The sequence below is a fragment of the Arthrobacter sp. zg-Y40 genome (assembly GCF_020731535.1).
GTDB lineage: Bacteria > Actinomycetota > Actinomycetes > Actinomycetales > Micrococcaceae > Arthrobacter_B.
In genome coordinates this window covers 438,275-455,569 of record NZ_JAJFZS010000008.1, presented here as the reverse complement: position 1 = coordinate 455,569, position 17,295 = coordinate 438,275, and the positions used below count along the sequence as shown (strand labels likewise).

General features: G+C 67.3%; 13 protein-coding genes and 2 pseudogenes. 12 read left to right on the top strand and 3 right to left on the bottom strand.

The window, feature by feature from the left end:
• Nucleotides 1-133 precede the first annotated feature (133 nt).
• Nucleotides 134-1,654: a carboxylesterase/lipase family protein gene (locus LJ754_RS09495; protein WP_227926366.1), complete on the top strand. Its 1,521-nt coding sequence runs from the start codon at nt 134-136 to the stop codon at nt 1,652-1,654.
• Nucleotides 1,655-1,668: 14 nt separating this feature from the next.
• Here LJ754_RS09495 and LJ754_RS09490 read toward each other — a convergent pair whose 3' ends face one another.
• Nucleotides 1,669-2,562, bottom strand: a complete 894-nt coding sequence (locus tag LJ754_RS09490; RefSeq protein WP_227926365.1) for an arginase family protein — start codon at nt 2,560-2,562, stop codon at nt 1,669-1,671.
• A gap of 99 nt (nt 2,563-2,661) precedes the next feature.
• On the opposite strand from LJ754_RS09490, the gene abc-f reads away from it, so the two are divergent.
• The 5 genes from abc-f to LJ754_RS09465 all read left to right on the top strand — a co-directional run bounded on the left by abc-f (nt 2,662) and on the right by LJ754_RS09465 (nt 9,758).
• Nucleotides 2,662-4,299 carry a ribosomal protection-like ABC-F family protein gene (abc-f, locus tag LJ754_RS09485; RefSeq protein ID WP_227926364.1) on the top strand — a complete coding sequence of 546 codons (1,638 nt, stop codon included), beginning with the start codon at nt 2,662-2,664 and terminating at the stop codon, nt 4,297-4,299.
• A gap of 238 nt (nt 4,300-4,537) precedes the next feature.
• On the top strand, nt 4,538-4,753 hold the full coding sequence (locus LJ754_RS09480; RefSeq protein ID WP_227926363.1) for a hypothetical protein: 216 nt from the start codon (nt 4,538-4,540) through the stop codon (nt 4,751-4,753).
• 122 nt (nt 4,754-4,875) lie between these two features.
• Nucleotides 4,876-6,426: a carboxylesterase/lipase family protein gene (locus LJ754_RS09475; RefSeq protein ID WP_227926362.1), complete on the top strand. Its 1,551-nt coding sequence runs from the start codon at nt 4,876-4,878 to the stop codon at nt 6,424-6,426.
• Between the two features lie 160 nt (nt 6,427-6,586).
• Complete coding sequence (lpdA, locus tag LJ754_RS09470) at nt 6,587-7,987, top strand: dihydrolipoyl dehydrogenase (RefSeq protein WP_227911255.1); 1,401 nt, start codon at nt 6,587-6,589, stop codon at nt 7,985-7,987.
• Between the two features lie 157 nt (nt 7,988-8,144).
• On the top strand, nt 8,145-9,758 hold the full coding sequence (locus LJ754_RS09465) for a DUF4389 domain-containing protein (protein WP_227926361.1): 1,614 nt from the start codon (nt 8,145-8,147) through the stop codon (nt 9,756-9,758).
• Between the two features lie 42 nt (nt 9,759-9,800).
• Here the strand turns inward: LJ754_RS09465 and LJ754_RS09460 are convergent, their stop codons facing one another.
• Nucleotides 9,801-10,148 carry a VOC family protein gene (locus LJ754_RS09460; RefSeq protein ID WP_227926360.1) on the bottom strand — a complete coding sequence of 116 codons (348 nt, stop codon included), beginning with the start codon at nt 10,146-10,148 and terminating at the stop codon, nt 9,801-9,803.
• A 180-nt stretch (nt 10,149-10,328) separates the two neighbouring features.
• Between LJ754_RS09460 and LJ754_RS09455 the strand changes: the two genes are divergently transcribed.
• The 6 genes and pseudogenes from LJ754_RS09455 (at nt 10,329) to LJ754_RS09425 (ending at nt 16,446) form a co-directional block, all read left to right on the top strand.
• On the top strand, nt 10,329-11,159 hold the full coding sequence (locus LJ754_RS09455) for a hypothetical protein (RefSeq protein WP_227926359.1): 831 nt from the start codon (nt 10,329-10,331) through the stop codon (nt 11,157-11,159).
• 192 nt (nt 11,160-11,351) lie between these two features.
• Complete coding sequence (locus LJ754_RS09450) at nt 11,352-11,801, top strand: acyl-CoA thioesterase (RefSeq protein ID WP_227911259.1); 450 nt, start codon at nt 11,352-11,354, stop codon at nt 11,799-11,801.
• Between the two features lie 120 nt (nt 11,802-11,921).
• Nucleotides 11,922-12,449 (top strand): annotated as a pseudogene (locus LJ754_RS09445) (SAM-dependent methyltransferase); the annotation flags it as partial.
• Between the two features lie 291 nt (nt 12,450-12,740).
• A pseudogene (locus LJ754_RS09435) lies at nt 12,741-14,079 on the top strand (DUF222 domain-containing protein).
• 53 nt (nt 14,080-14,132) lie between these two features.
• On the top strand, nt 14,133-15,281 hold the full coding sequence (locus LJ754_RS09430; protein WP_227926356.1) for a glycosyltransferase: 1,149 nt from the start codon (nt 14,133-14,135) through the stop codon (nt 15,279-15,281).
• Between the two features lie 13 nt (nt 15,282-15,294).
• Nucleotides 15,295-16,446 (top strand): glycosyltransferase, encoded by a 1,152-nt coding sequence (locus tag LJ754_RS09425; RefSeq protein ID WP_227926355.1) that lies wholly within the window; start codon nt 15,295-15,297, stop codon nt 16,444-16,446.
• On the opposite strand, the gene LJ754_RS09420 is transcribed toward LJ754_RS09425, so the two are convergent.
• Complete coding sequence (locus LJ754_RS09420) at nt 16,350-17,255, bottom strand: glycosyltransferase family 2 protein (protein WP_227926354.1); 906 nt, start codon at nt 17,253-17,255, stop codon at nt 16,350-16,352. The two genes, LJ754_RS09425 and LJ754_RS09420, sit on opposite strands and share 97 nt — an antisense overlap.
• Between the last annotated feature and the right edge of the window lie 40 nt (nt 17,256-17,295).

The window sequence follows — 17,295 nt, the reverse complement described above, 5'->3', positions numbered from 1 at the left end:
ATTGCGGAGTCGGGCCGGGTGCGTCCGCCCTCGGCTTAGCTCATTTGCCAGCGGAAAGGGGGTGCAGCCGTAGCCCGCGCTTGGCCGGCGCGGATAGGATCGCGGTGCCTTGAACACCCGCGGAAGGAAAGCTGTGTCAATAACTACGGCTCAACCGAACCTGACCGTTGCGACCACGGAAGGGCTGGTGCGCGGCACGGTCCTTCGCGGTGTGCGTTCCTGGCGGGGGATACCGTACGCGGCACCGCCCACCGGGGAACGCCGCCTGCGCCTGCCCCAGCCGGCGGCGGCGTGGAACGATGTGCTGGACGCAACACGGTACGGGCCTGCGGCGCCCCAGGTGCGGACCCGAACCGGACTTGGTGCAGGCCCGAAGACCCGCATGGATGAAGACTGCCTGACCATCAACGTAACGGCACCCGCCGAAACGGCAGCACCTCGCCCGGTGCTGGTCTATTTCCACGGGGGAGCGTTCACCTCCGGCGCCGCCTCGGCCCCCGCCTATGACGGCACCAATCTGGTCCTTCGCGGCGACGTGGTCTACGTATGCATGAACTACCGGCTGGGTGCCCTGGGTTTTATGGACTTCCGCCGTTATTCGACACCGCAGCGGGCCTTCGACGTGAACCTCGGCTTGGCGGACCAAGTGGCGGCCCTGCGCTGGGTGCAGCGGAACATAGCGGGCTTCGGCGGTGACCCCGGCAACGTCACGGTCTTCGGCGAATCCGCCGGCGCCATGTCGATCACCGCCCTGATGTGCGTACCGTCCGCACGGGGGCTTTTCCACCGGGCATTCGCCCAGAGTTCAGCGCCCGCCACTGCCTACGGACCGGGCCTGCCGGAAAAATGGGCGGCTTCGCTGCTGGAACTGCTGGGGGTGGACGAGGCCGGGGCAGCGGAGGCGCTGGCCCGGATACCGGCCGAGCGCCTGGTGGAAGCAACCCAGCGGCTGACACGCGGCATAGCCCCGGAGACGGATCCCGGAACGCGGGCCGTGGCGCCGGTGGTGGACGGGCATTTCCTGCCCCTGCATCCCCTCGACGCGTTCCGTACGGGCAAAGCGCATCCCGTGCCGCTGGTCATCGGCAACATGTCCCGTGAAGGGGCCCTTTTCGACCGGTTCGAAGACATCCTCCCCACCAAGCCGGAGCGGATCGAGAAGATGTTCGCCCGGACCGCGCCGGAGCTGCAGGACCAGGTGCTGGCGGCCTACCCGGGCTACCCGCGCAAACACCAGGCGGTCGACGTCGGCGGGGACGCTGTATTTTGGCTGCCCAGCGTCCAGGTCGCAGAGGCCCACAGCGCCCATGCCCCCGTATGGTCCTACCGGTTCGACTACGCCCCTACGATGGCCCGGATCCTGGGTGTGGGCGCCACGCACGGACTGGATATTCCAGCGGTGTTCGGCAACTACGACTCCGGGCTGGGACGCCTTCTGACCTTGGCCGGCGGTAAGTCCACAGCCGTTGCGGTGGGGAACCGTTTCCGCGGGGCGCTGCTGCGTTTCGCCCGGACCGGCCGTCCGGGCCCGCTGTGGCCGGGCTACGACAGCCGTAGCCGGACCACCAAAGTATTCGACGCCACGGACCTGATCGTTTCGGATCCGCACCGCGCCCGCCGGCTGGCCTGGAACGGCTACCGCGGCTACCGCTGAGCACGGGGGGATGATCAGACGGGAAGATCCCGCAGCAGCCCGCCCAGCCGGAGCAGTTCCAGGGGTGCATGCTGGGCAAGGGACAGACCGACAATTTCTCCTGCCTCGCCCACGGCGTCCATGATGCGCAGCAGGTCCGGAACGCGGACCCCGCGGGTTCCGGAGCCTGTCCTGTCCGCGAAGTCCCGCCGGTCAAGGACATCCAGATCCACGTGGATGGCCAGCTTAGTGGCCCCGGTCAGGGCGAGCCACTCCAGGATCCGCCGGGTGTCCTCGGGGGTGTCAGTGATTCCCACGCTGCGTATACCCAGCCTCTGCTTCGTTTCGATCCCCGGGTCCTGCCAGTCCCGCAGCCCAATCTGCAGGACATTGCCCGCAGGCACCACCGCCGGCAGCGAGGCGAGGAACTCCGGGTCGCCCAGCCCGGCAAGGGTCGCCAGGGACATGGACCGGAAGCCGGTGTAGCCGTCGCCCGGCATACCGGTATCCGGGTGGGCGTCCACCCACAGCACTGCCAAGTCATCTCCGTACAGGGCGGCCAGATGGCTGAACGGCGCAACGCTTACCGAGCACTCGCCGCCGAAGGTCACCACGGACTGAGGATCCGCTTCCTGCATCACCCGCACGGCTTCCTGGAGTTGCAGGAGCACAGCAGACCGGGCGTAGATGCCGTCCACCGTTTCGACGGCGGCTTCGGAGGTGTCGGTGCTGACGGGTACAAAAGCTGTGGGTCCGTCATGCTCGGGGGAAAGCAGCTCGAGCAGCGACGGACCCAGATGGTAGGACAGCTGGGTCTGGTGCGGCTGGCCCGCCGGCAGCGAGCCGACGGCACCGGCGCCGGCAGCGCCTTGCCACTGGGGAAAAATGAGCCGGAGGGCCCCGGGGCCCGAGGGATGCATGGCAGTCATGGCAGTCCTTTGGTGCGGCGGCTGGTGCGGCGGCAATCCAGCCACCATACCGCTGCCCTCCCGGACGGAAACAGTGCCGGCACAAAATAGGATGGAGGTATGACTGCAACCCTTGTCGCCCGCGACCTCTCCGGCGGCCATGCGCACCGCACCCTCTTTGAACACCTCTCCCTGACGGTGGCCCCGGGCGACGTGGTGGGCGTTGTGGGGGCCAACGGTGCCGGCAAGTCAACCCTGCTGCGGCTCCTGGCCGGGGCGGCGGTACCCCAGGCGGGAACGGTGAGCACCTCGCCGTCGGACGCCTTTGTCGGGTGGCTCCCGCAGGAACACGAGCGGCTGGCCGGGGAAACCGTGCGCGCTTATCTGGCCCGGCGGACCGGCGCTGCAGCGGCAACGGAAGCCATGGAAGCCGCGGCGGCCGCCCTGGGCGAGGAAATCCCGGGTGCCGACGACGCCTACGCCGCGGCCTTTGACCGCTGGATGGCCTCCGGTGCCGCGGATTTGGAGGACCGGGCCCCGGCGGTCCTTGCGGACCTGGGCCTGAACGTTGGCCTGGACGCCGAGATGACCGGTCTCTCGGGCGGGCAGGCGGCCCGGGCGGCACTGGCGGCCCTGCTGCTGAGCCGCTTTGATGTGGTGCTGCTGGATGAACCGACTAATGATCTGGATCTTGACGGACTGGCGCGGCTGGAACAGTTTGTCCGCGGGCTGCGCGGCGGCGTTGTCCTGGTCTCCCATGACCGGGAGTTCCTGGCCCGCTGTGTGACCACGGTGGTGGAGCTGGACCTGGCGCAGAACGGCGTGGCGGTCTACGAGGGCGGTTATGAGGCGTTCCTGGAAGAACGTGCCGTTGCCCGCCGCCATGCGCGGGAAGCGTACGACGAGTTCGCCGACAAGAAGGCCGATCTGGTGTCCCGGGCACGCACCACCAGGGAATGGAGTTCCCAGGGTGTGCGCAATGCCATGAAGAAGAACCCGGACAATGACAAGATCCGGCGCAAGGCAAGCACCGAGTCCTCCGAAAAGCAGGCCCGCAAGGTCCGGCAGATGGAATCGCGGATCGCACGCCTGGACGAGGTTGAGGAGCCGCGCAAGGAATGGCAGCTCCAACTGCGTATCGGTTCCGCCCCGCGTTCCAGTTCGGTGGTGTCCACGCTGAACGAGGCCACATTGACCCGTGGCGGATTCACCCTCGGTCCGGTTTCCGTTCAGGTCAACGCCGGGGAGCGGATCGGCATCACGGGTCCCAACGGCGCCGGCAAATCAACGCTCCTGCGGCTGCTGCTGGGCCGGGAGGTGCCCGACGCCGGGACTGCCTCCCTGGGTGCCTCCGTTGCGGTGGGGGAAATCGACCAGGGCCGCGGACAGCTGGACCCGGCGCAGGCGCTGGGCACCGCCTTCGAAGCGGCCGTTCCGGAACTGTCCTCTGCGGAGGCCCGGACCCTGCTGGCCAAGTTCGGGCTGAAGGCCGATCAGGTTGCCAGCCGCGTCGATGCGCTGTCTCCGGGGGAGCGGACCCGCGCTTCGCTGGCCCTGCTGCAGGCCCGCGGCGTGAACCTCCTGGTTTTGGATGAGCCCACCAACCACCTGGACCTGCCCGCCATCGAGCAGCTGGAAGAGGCCTTGGAAAGCTACGAGGGCGCTCTCCTGCTGGTTTCCCATGACCGGCGGCTGCTGGAAAACGTCCGCCTCGACACGCGGTGGCATGTGCAGGGTGGAACGGTGTCGCTCGGGTAGTCTTCCGCGCCTACCCGGTCTGTGCCGTGGAATACGCAGGTATGTGATACAAATTATGTTATGTTGCGTCCCTGCAGGGACGCAGATACTTAGGTCTCGGGCGATTTCACGGAAGAAGTGTCCTCATGGCTCCATGGATTGGAAATGCCGGCTGCGGAGCAGCCTTTGTGCACAGTGGCAGGGAAAGCCGCTGTGCCCTATCTGTAAGTGCAGGAAAAGCACACGCAGGAACAGCGCAGTGAAGGCGCTGAAGACGGCGGACCTGCCGGTCCTGATCACCGTCTGGCTCCTGTGCGTAGGGACCGACTGGTCCACCGGCACCAAGATTGCCCTCAACGTCATCGCCGTTGCCCTGCTGTGCGCCAAGGAAGTGGCGGTTCACCGGCGGGAGTCCCGGCGGAGCAGTGCGGCCGTCCGCCGAAGCCCCGCGCACCGGCTTGCCGCCGCAGCATAGTTCCCGGCCGGATACCCAGCTCCAATAACGGCCGCAGCACCAAAATGCGGTAGCCGCAGTCCGCGCGGAACCCCGTGTATGGTGACCCCGGTATGCCGCGGCTATGGTGGATAGTCGCAAGCGTGCAGGTCTTCGCCGGCTGGAAAGAGTCGATCGTGGCTATAGACGTGGCCTCATTGGTAGTCGAGACCAGCAATGGGCTGGTGCAGGGAATCGCAGAGCATGGTGTGCGCACCTGGCGGGGCATACCCTACGCTGCTCCGCCCGTGGGGGAACTGAGGCTGCGCGCTCCGCAACCGGCGAAAAGCTGGAACGGAATCCGGGATGCACGCTCCTTCGGTGCTGTCCCGCCGCAGTCCAAGGCGCCGAACCTGACCGGCAGCCACCGGCGGGTGCCGATGGACGAGGACTGCCTGAGCCTGAACGTCACGGCGCCCTTGGAGCCCTCGGACTCCCTGCGCCCGGTCCTCGTGTACCTGTACGGCGGTGCGTTCAGCTCCGGGTCGTCCGCGGAACCTACCTACCGCGGTACCAACCTGGTGCGCGACGGCGATGTGCTCTACGTATCGCTGAACTACCGCATCGGTGCCCTGGGGTTCATGGATTTCCGCGCTTATTCCACTCCTGACCGGCCCTTTGACGCCAATATGGGCCTGCGGGACCAGGTTGCCGCGCTCGAATGGGTGCAGCAGAACATTGAAGCGTTCGGCGGAGACCCGGACAACGTCACCCTCTTTGGAGAGTCGGCCGGGGCCATCGCCGTAACCTCGCTGATGTGCATCCCCAGAGCGGCACCGTTGTTCCATCAGGCCTACGCGCAGAGCCCCGCGCCGTCGGGAGCCTACTATCCGGAAATGCACGCGGCGTGGGCCGAGGACCTGCTGGAGATTCTCGGCATCCGCCCCGCCCGTGCGGCCGAGGCACTGACCTCGATCAGCGCCGCGAAACTGGTGGATGCCACGCGGAAGATGACCACGAAAATCGGGCCGGTGAAGCAACCCGGCACGCTGAGCGTTTCCCCTGTCATTGACGGGGACTTCCTGCCGAAGCACCCAATCGACGCCTTTTTGGACGGGGATTCCAACCCTGTTCCGCTGGTCCTGGGCACCATGGCACGGGAGGGGGCACTGTTCGCGAAGGTCTCGAATATCCTGCCGTCCACGCCGGAGCGGATCGAGAAGATGTTCGCCGGTACGGATCCGCTGGCCCGGGACCGGGTAGTGGCCGCCTACCCCGGGTATCCCTCACGGCAGCGGTCAGTGGACATCAGCGGTGACCTGGTCTTCTGGTATCCGAGCCAGATGGTGGCCGAGGGCCATTCCAGAACCGCACCAACATGGGCCTACCGCTACGACTACGCCACGCCCATGATGAACCTGCTCGGGTTCGGTGCCACCCATTCCTTTGATGTTCCGGTGATGTTCGGGGACACCCGGACCGGGATGGCCAGGGCCCTCTCCCTGCTCGGCGGCGCCGAGGAACTCAGGGCCCTGTCGCAGCGCTTCCAGGGGTCCCTGCTCAGCCTGGCCCGGTACTCCCATCCGGGCGTGGACTGGCCCGGCTACGACGAGATCCACCGGCATACCCGTGTCTTCGACAAGTCCGACCGGATCGAGTCCGACCCGTTTCCCGAACGGCGGCGGGCTTGGGCGGGCTATCGGGGTTACGTCTGATCCGGCGGCATCTGATCCGGCGGCATCTGATCGGGCAGCGTGCCGGATCCGGCACGCGAACCGGTGCCCCTCGCGGCCCATGCGTGAGAGTCTTAAGCCGGCTTATGATTTTCCCGCCCCGCAGCTTGTCCCGCACCGCAGCTAAGGAGAGTTAGTCAGCATGAGTGAACATTACGACCTCGTTGTTCTCGGAGCCGGACCGGGCGGATATGTGGCCGCGATCCGGGCGGCCCAGCTGGGCCTGAAGACTGCGATTGTGGAGGAGAAGTACTGGGGCGGCGTATGCCTGAACGTCGGCTGCATTCCTTCCAAAGCGCTGCTGCGCAACGCGGAACTTGCACAGATTTTCACCAACCAGGCCAAGACGTTCGGCATCAGCGGTGAGGTGAGCTTTGACTTCGGCGCTGCCTTTGACCGCAGCCGGCAGGTGGCGGACGGGCGCGTCAAGGGCGTCCACTTTCTGATGAAGAAAAACAAAATCACCGAATACGACGGCCACGGCGTGTTCTCCGATGACCACACCATCGAGGTCAGCCTCTCCAAGGGAGGTACCGAGACCATCACGTTCGACAACGCCATCCTCGCCACCGGCACCTACGTCCGCCTGCTGCCCGGAGTGGAGCTGAGCGAGAACGTCGTCACATATGAAGCCCAGATCATGGACCGGGACCTGCCGAAGAAGATGGTGATTGTCGGGGCCGGAGCCATTGGCATGGAGTTCGCCTACGTGCTGCGCAGCTACGGAGTGGACGTCACCATCATCGAGTTCCTGGACCGCGCGCTGCCCAATGAGGACGTGGACATTTCCAAGGAGATCACCAAGCAGTACAAGAAGCTCGGCATTCCCATCCTCACTTCCACCAAGGTGGAAACAATCCAGGACAACGGGTCCTCCGTGGCTGTCACCTATACGGACAAGAACGGCCAGCAGGGCAGCATCGAGGCGGACCGGGTCATGCTGTCCATCGGCTTCGCGCCGCGGACCGAGGGCTACGGGCTCGATAAGACCGGCGTCCAGCTGACCGACCGCGGTGCCATCGGCATTGACGAGTACATGCGCACCAACGTGCCGCACATTTACGCCATCGGCGACGTGACCGGCAAGCTGCAGCTTGCGCACGTGGCGGAAGCCATGGGTGTGGTGGCTGCTGAAACCATCGGTGCCGCGGAGACCTTGCCGCTGGGGGACTACCGGATGATGCCGCGGGCCACGTTCTGCCAGCCGCAGGTCGCCAGCTTCGGGCTCACCGAGCAGCAGGCGCGCGACGAGGGCCACGACGTCCTGGTCAGCACCTTCCCCTTCACCGCTAACGGGAAGGCCCACGGGCTGGGGGAGCCGGTGGGCTTCGTGAAACTGGTGGCCGACGCCAAATACGGCGAACTGCTGGGCGGTCACATGATCGGCCCCGATGTTTCCGAACTGCTCCCCGAGCTCACGCTGGCGCAGAAGTGGGACCTCACCGCAGCTGAACTGGCCCGCAACGTGCACACCCACCCGACGCTGAGCGAGGCACTGCAGGAAGCCTTCCACGGGCTGACCGGCCACATGATCAACTTCTGACGGCTGCTGCCTTGTGCTGATAGGCGGGTTCGGCACTGGCCCGGGGCTGGGTCTTGGTATTCCTTGACACTGTGTGCGGCGGCGCGAACGCTGGAATCAGGCACCCACGGCGTCCGGACCGTGCCTGCCACGGCTGGGATGCGAGAAGGGCACGGCCATGAACCCTGGCAGAATCGTCATGATTGTTATTGGGGCGCTGCTGGTCCTCATTGGGCTTGGATTGGGTGCGGCGGCTGCGGCGGTGGGGCTGATCGCCGGAGCCCAGCGCGACAACGGCTACCTGTCGGTGCCGGAGGAGACCTACAGTGTCAGCTCCTACGCCATCACCACCGGCTCCGCGGATATCGGCCCGGGTGCGGACGGCAATGAGGACATCGCATCCCTGCAGGTGCGCGGCACCGGGGTAGACGGCGACCTGTTCATTGGGATCGGCGCCGAAGCTGAGGTACGGCGGTTTCTCGACGGGGTGGCGAGCGCCGAAATTGACGAGGTGAGGTTCAACCCGTTCCGGGTCGATTACCGGCGGACGGCGGGCACGGAGGTACCGTCCCCGCCGGGGATGCAGGACTTCTGGGTGGCTTCTGCTGCGGGCAGCGGGCCCCAGGAGATTAACTGGGCGCCGACCGAGGGCGACTGGATCGTTGTGGTGATGAACGCCGACGCGTCCCCGCAGGTTACGGCCGAACTGCAGGCGGGCTTTCGCTCGGACCTGTTTGGCGTGGCCGCCGTGTGGCTGCTGATCGGTGCCGTGGTGTTGTTCCTTCTGGGAGTGGCGCTGATCCTCGCAGCGATCCTCGCCGGACGGAAACGGGGGGCGTACCCGCCGGCCGGCGGGTATCCGGGGCCGGTCCCCGGCGGTGCCTACGGGTACCGGCCGGTTGGGGCGACCGCGCCCCTCCCCGCTCCGTCCGGCGCCAGGGCGGCGGGAAGTGCTCCCGGCCCGGGTTCAGCCGTCACCGGCGGACCCGATGCCGGCGGACCCGGCGGGGGAGCTCCCTATCCGGCGCGCCTCTACGGCGAATTGGATCCGGGTTTGTCCCGCTGGTTGTGGCTGGTGAAGTGGTTCCTGGCCATTCCGCACTTCTTCCTGCTGTCCTTCCTGTGGATCGCCTTTTGGATTGCCACCATAGTGGCCGGCTTCGCGATCCTGTTCACTGCCCGGTATCCGCGGGCGCTCTTTGACTTCAATGTGGGGGTGATCCGGTGGAGCTGGCGGGTGGCGTTCTATGCCACGGGGGTGCTCGGCACCGACCGCTATCCGCCGTTCAGTTTGGAACGGGAGCACTACCCTGCGGATTTCGACGTCGACTACCCCGAGCACATGTCCCGCGGGCTGGTCCTGGTGAAGTGGTGGCTGCTCGTTATTCCCCAAGCCCTGATTGTCGGGGCCTTCAGCGGAACATCGTTGATGCTGGTGCGCGCACCGCGGTATTTCGGCGGGCCAAACGGGTACGGGCCGGACGGGTACGGTCCCGGCGGGGTCCGCTGGAACGACGGTCCCGGCGGGTTCGGCGCCACGGAGTGGGTGACGGCAGGCTTCTCACTGCTGGGCCTGCTGGTGTTCATTGCCGCCTTGGCGTTGCTCTTCACCAGCCGCTACCCCCGCCAGCTGTTCGACTTCATCATGGGGCTGCAGCGCTGGTCCTACCGGGTGCTGGCCTACACCGCACTCCTGCGGGACGAATATCCGCCGTTCCGGCTGGACCAGGGGCCGGCAGACGCCCGCGACCTGCCCCCGGCCGGCGTCGAACGTCCACCAAACCAGCAGTAGGTACCGTGCAGCCCAGGTGCCGTGCCGCCCAACCCGGAACGATTAGCCGAGCACGCAGAATTCGTTGCCCTCGGGATCAGCCATCACCACCCAGGTCACCCCGGGCGCCTGGCCCACATCCACCCGCCGGGCGCCAAGTGCGATCAGCCGCTCCACTTCTTCCTCCTGGGTGCAGCCGTCCGCCACCAGGTCCAGGTGCAGGCGGTTCTTCACGGTTTTGCCCTCGGGTACCGCCATGATGTCCAGGTCCAGTCCCGTGCCGTCCTTGGCCGTGAGGCTGTACAAGCCGTCCTCAACGGTGAGGTCCCAGTCCAGCGCCTGTTGCCAGAAGGATGCGGAGGCATCGGCGTCGACGGCGTCCAGGTGCACTGTGGAAATCCTGCTGGTCATGATGGGAAAGTCCTGTCGTTTCGGCGGTCGAGGTGTCCCGGGCGCATCGATTTCAGTGCCGTCCGGAAGTGAGGCCAACTTACAGCACTGCCACCGGCAGGATCCCGCAGGCCGCCGGGCGGGGCGCGCGGTCCGCGGGAGCGGCACCATTCCTGCTGCCGGTTAGGGCATACTGGCCGCATGACGACGCCGCTGGAGGGTCCACTCGCCGATTCGGATGCCGGTCTCTGGATTACGGAGCTGCTGGCACCGCCGGGCACCGTTACCGGAACAGTGCCCGGCGGGTTCGAAGCCTATGCGCGGATATTCCATCCGATCCACGCCCAACTGATGTCCTGGGACCAGGACTATCCCGAGGTAGTGGAGTCCCGACGGCTGCTGTGGAGCGAACTGGCGCAGGAACGCGGTACGGTAGCCCACCCGCTGATGCAGTGGGACTCCGTCTTGGCCGGCTACCGGAACCCGGTGTGGAACGAGCCCGGCTGGCAGTACGAAGACCCGTTGGTCGGCTCCCTTGCCACCGGCTCACTGGCCGAAGTGGCCCGTATCCTCGCCGGCCACACAAGCACGCCGGAAGAGTGCCTTGCCGGCCTGTGGGAGGGCTGGGGGTGGGTGAGCGGTGCGGAGGTGCGCCACACCGTGGGCACCGACGGCCGGAGCCGCACGGAACCGGCCTCGCCGCCGTTCGGCCAAGCAGGGGTGTTCGGTGCGGCCCGGCTCGAACTGCCGGGCCGGAAGTACCTGCTCTTTAACGCCGGGCTTTCCCTTTTCGCGGATCCCCGCTGGCAGGAAGCCAGCGGCTGGGACGGTCTGCAAAGTCCCAACCTGCTGTGGCCCAAGGACAGGCAGTGGTTCCTGGCCACTGAGATCGATTTCGATTCCACGCTCGTGGGCGGCTCGGCCGCGCTGATAGACGCGCTCGTGCAGTCCGACGTCGTGGAGTGCCTGGCCGTTCCGCCGGACGGAGACCTTACGCAGCTCGGCGACCTGCTCAACGAACGGCCCGACTAGCCCGTTCCGCACGAGCGCCGCGTGAGCGCCGCGTGAGCGCCGTCGCCGTCCGGGGGCGGCGCGGGACGGGGGCGCGGGACGGGGCTGCGCAGGACGGGCGCCACAGCACCGTCAGGGAGCTAACACCGGTCTGTGAGCAAGGCATCGGCGGATCCGTCGGGTCCGCGTCCGGGCTGTGGATAAGCTGAATATATGCCTCTAGAAAACATCAATTTCCACACCCGTAAGTGGGTCCGGCCCGAAGACCTGAATGCCAACGGCACGCTGTTCGGCGGAAGCCTGCTGCGCTGGATCGACGAAGAGGCAACCGTCTACGCGATCCTGCAGATGGGTAACGGGCGGGTCGTTACCAAGTTCATGTCCGAGATCAACTTCGTCAGCTCCGCGGTGCAGGGAGACCTGATCGAGATGGGCCTTACCGCCACCAAGTTCGGCCGGACCTCGCTCACCATGCAGGCCGAGGTGCGGAACATGATCACCCGGCACAGCATCCTGACCATCGACAAGATTGTCTTCGTGAACCTGGACGAGCACGGCAAGCCCGCGCCTCACGGTTACACCAGCATCAGCTACGACCGCGACCGTCTGCCGAACCACCACTTCCCGCCGCTGCCCCTCGACGCGGAGCCCTTCTCCGCCTAGGGCCCTACAGGGCCGCGAGCGTCGCCACCGTCCGGCTGCGCCTGCAACCGGCAACGCGGCGTCGCCTGAATCCGCCTGTAGCATCGCTGAGATGGAGCGCTCCCATCCTCTGCCGCCCGGCGTGCCGAGGAGCGGAAACTGAGCAACCGCGTGCGCTGGATCGAGACGGATGCCACCACCTGGAACGACGGGGTCTTCGACGTGGTGCTGTGCGTCGGTGCCAGCCACGCCTTCGGCCGGTTGGAGGACATGCTGGGTGCTGTCCGGCGGCACCTGCGCCCCGGTGGGCAAGCGCTGATCGGCGACAGCATCTGGGAGGGCACCCCGTCGGCTTCCGCGCTGGCAGCACTTGGGGTTTCTGCCGACGCCTATCCCGACCTCGCCGGCCTCGTGCGAGCCATCCATGAGTACGGGTTCGAGCCGTCGTACGGGCACGTCAGCACGTTGGCCGAGTGGGACGACTACCAGTTCAGCTGGACCGGGTCGCTCGTCGACTGGGCCGTGCGGGAGGCTTCGACGGCCGAGGATCGTGACCAGGCATTGGCCGCTGCACGCGAGAACCGCGACGCCTGGCTGAGCGGCGCACGGCGCGAGCTGGGGTTTGCAACCTTCGTCCTGCACGACGCCGCCGCTGGCATGCATGACTGAACGCTGGTCTTGACTATTCCTCCCGCAGAGGGCCTTTGACGCCCAGAGCCCCGCAAGCTGCATTCTTTTCCACAAGGATAAAAAGTACTTGTTGCGGCCCTCTGCGGAGTGGATACCATCGAACACATGTTCGAATCATTGGAAGTGGCGGAGTGCTTTCCGTCCGACCTCTCGGGTCACCATACCCCGCTTGTTTCCCGGTCTGCGGCCGGGCAAAGTCCCTCCGCTGCGGAGGCTGCGTCCCCGGTTGAGGTGGCGTCTTGGTCGCGGGCGCTCGCCTCCGAGGAATCCCTGGCCGGGATTGCCGCGGATTCCGATGCAGGGCTTGTTGACCGGCTCCGTGCTTTGGAGGAGCTGAAGGCTGCTGCGTGTGCGGCGCAGGCCCGGGTGGCGGCGGCGTTGGACGCATCTGTGCGTGCTGATCATGCCCGGGCGGGGCTGCCGGCGGAGAAGCAGGGATTGGGTGTTGGGGCGCAGGTGGCGTTGGCGCGGCGGGAGTCTCCGGCCCGGGGCGGGCGGATCCTGGGCTTCGCGAAGGCCTTGACCCAGGAGATGCCGTGCACGCTCCAAGCGTTGTCGGAAGGCCAGATTAGTGAGTGGCGGGCGACCCTGCTGGTCCGCGAGACCGCGTGCCTGTCCGTGGCGGACCGGCGGCTGGTGGACCGTGAAATTGCCGGGGATCCTGCCGGGTTGGACGGGTTGGGGGATGCCCGCGGGGGATGCCCGCCTGATTGCGAGGATCCGGAAGATCACCTACCGGCTTGATCAGGCCGCGTTGGTGCGGCGGGCGGCGAAGGCGGAGGCGGACCGGTTTGTGTCCTGTCGTCCGGCTCCGGACACCATGACCTACCTGACGGGTTTGCTGCCGGTGGCCCAGGGGGTTGCGGTGTATGCGGCCTTGTGCCGTGCTGCGGATTCGTTGCGGGCCCGGGGCGATGCCCGCGGCCGGGGCCAGATCATGGCTGACACGATGGTTGAACGCATCACGGGCCAGGCGAAGGCTGACCAGGTGCCGGTGGAGGTGCAGTTGGTGATGACGGACCGGACCTTGCTGGCCGGGGATAAAGAGCCTGCACACTTGACCGGCTACGGAATAGTGCCGGCGCCGTGGGCGCGGGATCTGGTAGGTAAGGGCGCCCGTCGGAGGGCTCAGAAGACAAGGAAGCCGGGGGAGTCAGGGGAACCGGGGGAGTCCTCTCCCGGATTCTGGCTGCGCCGCCTCTACACTGCCCCAAGTTCCGGGGAGCTTCTGGCCATGGACTCGAAGGCCCGGTTCGTGCCGGCGTCCCTGGCCCGATTGATCACGGCCCGGGACCAGACCTGCCGGACCCCGTGGTGTGATGCGCCGATCCGGCACCAGGACCACATCCGGCCACACCGCGACGACGGTCCCACGCAGGCGGCCAATATCCAGGGGCTGTGCGAGGCATGTAACCAGGCCAAGGAAGCGCCAGGCTGGAAGGCAACAGTCATCGGGGCGTCCGGTACCACCTACCAGCTGAGCCCGCGGGTCCGGAAGGCCACTGCTGCTGCCCGTCGCCACACCGTGGAGATCAGCACACCAACCGGCCATCGGTACCGGTCAACCGCCCCACCGCTTCCCGGCACCCCGGCCCCGTGGTTTCGGTAGCCGCAGGAAGGCAATGCCGGGCCGCGCCGGGGATACAAGGCATACTTACTAATATGAGTATCGAGTTCCCCCTGCCGCAGGGGCATGCGGCCGAGGGGAATGCGCTGCGGATAGCTGTCCTGTCCCACCTGCACCACCCGATCGCCAGCCCCTACCTCGGCGGACTCGAGATGCACACGTCCCTCATGGCCGATGAGTTCGCCTCCCGCGGCCATGACGTCACGTTGTTCGCTAAGGAAGGGTCCGACTCGTTGGGCCGCGTGGTGCCCGTGCTGGAGGCCGCCTTCGAATTCCGCCGCGGGCTTGCCCCGGAGGAAATGTCCGTTCAGCAGCAGAGATTGGATGCCGCGCTGCACCGGGCCATCGAGGAGGTGCGTACCGGCGGATTCGACGTCGTCGTCAACAACTCGCTGAGCCTGCTGCCCTACATCGAGCTGGCGGATGTGCCCATGCTGACCATCCTCCACACCCCGCCCCTGCCGTGGATCGTTGACGCGGTGGTTGACGGCCGGGCGCCGCTTTCGCCCCTGCACCGGTTCCTCAGCGTCTCGGCACGCAACGCCACCGGATGGCAGCCGCACCTGCCGGACCTGCACGTGGTCCACAACGGCATCCGCCTGGCGGACTGGCCCGCCGGCCCGGCGCAGCGTACCGGCGTCGCCGTTTGGGCCGGCAGGGTGACGCCGGAGAAGGGCCTGCATATTGCCATCGACGCCGCCCGGGCGGCCGGGATGGAACTGCACTTCGCCGGGCCGATCAGCGACCGCAAATACTTTGAGCGTGTTGTGGCTCCGCACCTCGGCAGGGGTGTGCGGCACGCAGGCCACCTGGACCACCGGCAGCTGGCGGCATTCCTCGGGTCCGGCGACGTATTTATCGCCTCGCCGGTCTGGTCCGAACCTTTCGGGCTCACCGCCCTGGAGGCAATGGCCTGCGGCACCCCCGTAGCTGCCCTGCCGCTGGGCGCCATGCCGGAAATCATCGACGCCGATGGCGGCCGCCTGGCTGAAGGGCTGGGCGCGGACGCACTGGCCGACGCCGTCACCGCAGCCCGCACCCTGGACCGCCGCGGCGTACGCAAATCCGCGTCCCGCTTCAGCGCCGCCGTCATGGTGGACTGCTACGAGGACCAAATCCGGTCCGTGCTGCAGCCGGACGGGCTGCCATCGTCATCCGATGCCTCAACCGCGCTGGTGCGCTGACCGGAGCCCGGACTTGCCTTCTGCACGCCTTCCCCGGGTGGCGTACTACGCCCACCACCACGGCACCGGACACCTGCGCCACGCGGTCAACATTGCCCGCCTGGACGCGGTCGAGCTGCTGGTCACCGGCACGGCTCCGCCCGGCGGCATCCCGTCCCTCCCGGGCAGTGCACAGTTCGCCGCCCTTCCGCCCGACGTCGGGCCCGACGGTCCCTTCGGCCCCGGCCCCGGCAGCTTCCTGCACTACGCACCGGCAGCCCCGCTGGTCCGGGAACGGTTTGCCCGGCTGCACCAACTATGGCAAGAGTTCACCCCCGACGTAGTGGTGGTGGACGTGTCCGTGGAGACCGCCCTCTTCGCCCGCCTGTGCGGATACCCGGTCATCCACCGGCGGATGCACGGCGAGCGCACGGACACACCGCACCGGCTCGCCTATGAATCGGTCAACGGCCTGATTGCCTACTTCCCCGAGAGCATTGAGGAACCGTCACATCTGGCCGAGCACCGCGGCAAGAGCAGCTACCTCGGCATGCTCGCACCGGCCAGCGCGCCGGCGCCTGGATCCATTCCGGTCCGCCCGCGGACGGTCAGCGTGCAAACCTCGCTTGGCGGCAGCGGAGTGCAGCTGTCCGATCTGCTTCGCGCCGCCCGCCGCACACCGGACTGGCAGTGGGAAGTAATGGGCCGCACCGCCGGAGCGCCGACGGACCTGCCCGACAACGTGCAGCTGCTCGGCGTCGTGTCAGATCCGGGACCCCGGCTGGCCGCGGCGGACGTCATTGTGACCTCCGGCGGGCACAACGCCGTCGCCGCCGCAGCCGCAGCGCGGCGGCCGGTACTGGTGATCCCCGAACCCCGGCCGTTCCGCGAACAGGAACTTTTCGCCCGGGCGCTTACGACGGCGGGGGCCGCCTCCGCAGCCACCTTCGCCGAGGTGGCGGACTGGCAGCGCACACTGGAGCAGCTGCGGAACGGGGATCCCGAACAGCTGGCCAAGACATTGCTGGTGCCGGTGGAGGACTTCCGCGCCCGGTTCCTCGCCGCCGTGGAGCAGGCAGTGTCGGGCGGTCAGTACGGCGCGTCCACCCGAATGGCCGCCAGCTCGGCGGGGCCGGGCGAGCGCAGCAGCCGCAGGTCACTGCCGGCGGGATCCCAAGCGACATAGCCCGCTTCGGCAAAAGCATCCAACCATCCGGTCATGGGCCAGTTCCCCCATTTGCGGCGGAACGCCTTCGCGTTGACCACAATTGACTCCAAATGCTGGAGCGGCGGGTGGTGCACCCCGTGGTGCTGGTGGAACATCACCGCTGCGGAGAACGCCAGCGGTATCCCTTTCCGCCGGGCCGTGAAGGCGAAATCGGTGTCTTCGCCGCCGTAGCCGGCGAACGATTCATCAAAACCGCCGATACGGTGGAAGTCATCCTGCGCCACAGCGAAACCCAGGGACCAGAACAGTGCATACTCCGCAGAGGGCCGTGCCGGCAGCCCTGGTTCGGGGGCGAGCGCGGACCGGGCATGGTGGGCAACGGAATCCCGGAACAGTACCTCGACGCTGCCGCGCCCGGCCCAGTCAGCCACACCGGCGTCGGCAGCCAAGTAACGCGGAGCTGCCATGACCAGGCCGCCGGTCCGGCCCGCATCGGCCAGCAGCACCTCGAACATGGTGGGGGCCGGTATGCAGTCCACGTCCAGGAACACCAGGACAGGGAAGCGGGCTGCAGCTGCGGCGGCATTGCGGGCCGCACCCAGCGGCAGCGGCGCACCAGGTCCGGTGTCCAGATGGACTACCCGCAGGGGCACACTGCTGGCCGGAGGAACCGCACCGGGCTGGTTCATGTAGCAGAGGACAATTTCGGCCGGGAGGAGGGTGGACCTGTTGATTCCCAGAACCGTGTTCGCCAGATGGGCGTCGCGGCCGGAACTGATGATGAGTACCGAAAACTGCCGGTAGGCCCCGTTGGGCTGCTCAGGCATTCTTCCCTTCCGCCGAAGGGCACCCGCCCGCCGGACACCC

Coding starts and splice junctions, on each gene's coding strand:
- abc-f (WP_227926364.1), top strand. CDS start 2,662: ATGACTGCAACCCTTGTCGCCCGCGACCTCTCCGGCGGCCATGCGCAC.
- lpdA (WP_227911255.1), top strand. CDS start 6,587: ATGAGTGAACATTACGACCTCGTTGTTCTCGGAGCCGGACCGGGCGGA.
- LJ754_RS09460 (WP_227926360.1), bottom strand. CDS start 10,148: ATGACCAGCAGGATTTCCACAGTGCACCTGGACGCCGTCGACGCCGAT.
- LJ754_RS09450 (WP_227911259.1), top strand. CDS start 11,352: ATGCCTCTAGAAAACATCAATTTCCACACCCGTAAGTGGGTCCGGCCC.
- LJ754_RS09490 (WP_227926365.1), bottom strand. CDS start 2,562: ATGACTGCCATGCATCCCTCGGGCCCCGGGGCCCTCCGGCTCATTTTT.
- LJ754_RS09420 (WP_227926354.1), bottom strand. CDS start 17,255: ATGCCTGAGCAGCCCAACGGGGCCTACCGGCAGTTTTCGGTACTCATC.
- LJ754_RS09465 (WP_227926361.1), top strand. CDS start 8,145: ATGAACCCTGGCAGAATCGTCATGATTGTTATTGGGGCGCTGCTGGTC.
- LJ754_RS09455 (WP_227926359.1), top strand. CDS start 10,329: ATGACGACGCCGCTGGAGGGTCCACTCGCCGATTCGGATGCCGGTCTC.
- LJ754_RS09430 (WP_227926356.1), top strand. CDS start 14,133: ATGAGTATCGAGTTCCCCCTGCCGCAGGGGCATGCGGCCGAGGGGAAT.